1 protein-coding gene is annotated in these 596 nt (G+C 51.0%); it reads right to left on the minus strand.

All coding sequences use genetic code 11. The features are described from left to right. The coding region (locus tag Q8791_RS31755) for a hypothetical protein (RefSeq protein WP_330095552.1) at positions 1 to 339 on the minus strand (339 nt) is incomplete at its 3' end. Positions 340 to 596: the final 257 nt, after the last annotated feature.

Below are 596 nucleotides of genomic sequence, written 5' to 3' on the forward strand. Positions count from 1 at the left end.
TTTCGGTATACAGTTTCCACCCGGCATGGGCTGACAGGTATAATAAAAAACGGAAGCGTCGATCTTGCCGTAACCGCCCCTGTCAGTTTTCTTGTGACCCGCGACAGTGAAAATGTAATTAGCCTGAGAATGCCAGACACCATCTGATGACATGTAGGCTTTCTTATGTCCTTGGGTTTTTCCTGATGCTTTCGCCGATCCTCCTGTGACAGAAAGACTCTTCCACGATGTCACAGGAGTCGCTCTGATAGTATCAGCAAGTCCCGGCGCAGCAGAACACAAGCCAAAGACAGACTCGGCAAATGCAAACATAACTACAATGCGACTCTTCTTATACATTCGTCAGCCATCTTTCCAGTACATCGCGCAACGGGGCAACACCGCCCTATTGCTACCGAATTGTGAATGATAATATCCTTCGGGTCGCAATGGGCCAAATCGGCGGCAAAACACGAACGGGGCGACCACGCTTCCACGTGGACGCCCCGTTCAGGACAGTGACCAAGCTCAGTCGCGAGGCTTCTCAACCATCTCGTAGCACTGAACCTCGTCACCAACGTGAATATCGGAGTAGTTGGTCAAGGTCAGGCCACACT

Origin of the sequence: Nocardiopsis codii, assembly GCF_036327455.1 — a bacterium.
GTDB lineage: Bacteria > Actinomycetota > Actinomycetes > Streptosporangiales > Streptosporangiaceae > Nocardiopsis > Nocardiopsis codii.